This is a genomic window from Bradyrhizobium sp. P2_E8 (assembly GCF_056403875.1).
Map to the genome: position 1 here is coordinate 1 of NZ_JBFUES010001515.1, position 1,194 is coordinate 1,194.

1 protein-coding gene is annotated in these 1,194 nt (G+C 64.2%); it reads right to left on the minus strand.

The features are described 5' to 3' along the window. Positions 1-287: 287 nt before the first annotated feature. Positions 288-1,151, minus strand: coding sequence for an urea carboxylase-associated family protein (locus AC1D00_RS41915; RefSeq protein ID WP_477014747.1), 864 nt, complete (start codon positions 1,149-1,151; stop codon positions 288-290). Positions 1,152-1,194 lie beyond the last annotated feature (43 nt).

A 1,194-nucleotide genomic window follows, 5' to 3' on the forward strand; every position in this document is an offset into this window, starting at 1 on the left:
GGTGAACTCGGGTCTGTCGTGTGCCAGTTCGTCGGCTCCGGGAACGAGGATGCGGCAACGCGGGCGGTCAACGCGCTTGCCTGCTGCTGACGCCTAACCGCCTGGCTTGCCGAGCACGAGATCGATCGTGTGGGCAGCGATCTTGCGCAGCTGCGCCTCGTCGCCGAAGGCCCGTTCGAGCACGGCGAGGCCGCGCGTCACCGTGATGATGTGCAGCGCTGCCGAGAAGCCGGCCGAGCCGGAGGGGGAGTAAGATGGCTGCGTTCCGGGGCTGCCTGGATTGAAGCTCAGCCTGGCGCATGCCCACCATGGCGACGGTGATACGCACTTGGCGACGGCCAGCTCCAGTCCTTCAGTGTCGTTCGATCCGGCTCGAAGATCTCGATCTTGAGCGCATGGCATGCCGCAGCATCGCTGGAATGGGTTGCGCTACAGTCTCCGCCGGGACAGGCCGACAACGCGCCGAGCAGATCGATCTCCGCGAGAAACTCGATGAAGTCGCCGGGCCGGACCGGACTTGCCTTCATGAAATATTGGTGCGTGTCCCTCGTGAAGCCGGTGCACATGAAGACGTTGAGCACATCGTGGACATGATGCTCGATTGCGCGGGGCTCCATCTCGAGCTCGGCGGCAAGCGCGCGGGACAGGTTAGAATGGCAGCAGAAATCGTAAGCCGTGCCGTTCAACAGGAGATTTGTATAGGGATCGCAGCGCGTGCCGATGACATCATGAATGCCGGCGCCGTCCTCATCGAAGCCGTACCAGCCGAGCGTGTCGTGACTGATGGTCGCCATCGGCCGAAGGTAGGGCATATTGCTCCAGAGCCGGTCCCCGATGCCGACATGCGTGCCGTGGAGCGCCCGCGTCTTGCCGCTGAAGAAGCGCTCGGAGAGATCCTCTGCATTCCAGAGATTGAGGTCGCCGACCTGAGGGCCATCGATGCTGACGATGCGGAAGAACTGGCCGCGCGCCACGCGAAATGTTCTGGCATCGCGTGGTGGCACGGTGAGCTCGTGCGTCTTGACCATCGTGCGGCGAGCTTGCTCGAGCGCGGCCAGGTCGGGCCCTGGCATCGTGCCGGCCGGATAGACGATCGTCGGCTTGGCGGCGCGGCGCGAAGCGGCGTCTGCGGGTGCGATTATGGGCGACATGCCGGGCTGATCCCTGTGACTGCGATCCATCCTACCGCCTCAT

Coding starts and splice junctions, on each gene's coding strand:
- AC1D00_RS41915 (WP_477014747.1), bottom strand. CDS start 1,151: ATGTCGCCCATAATCGCACCCGCAGACGCCGCTTCGCGCCGCGCCGCC.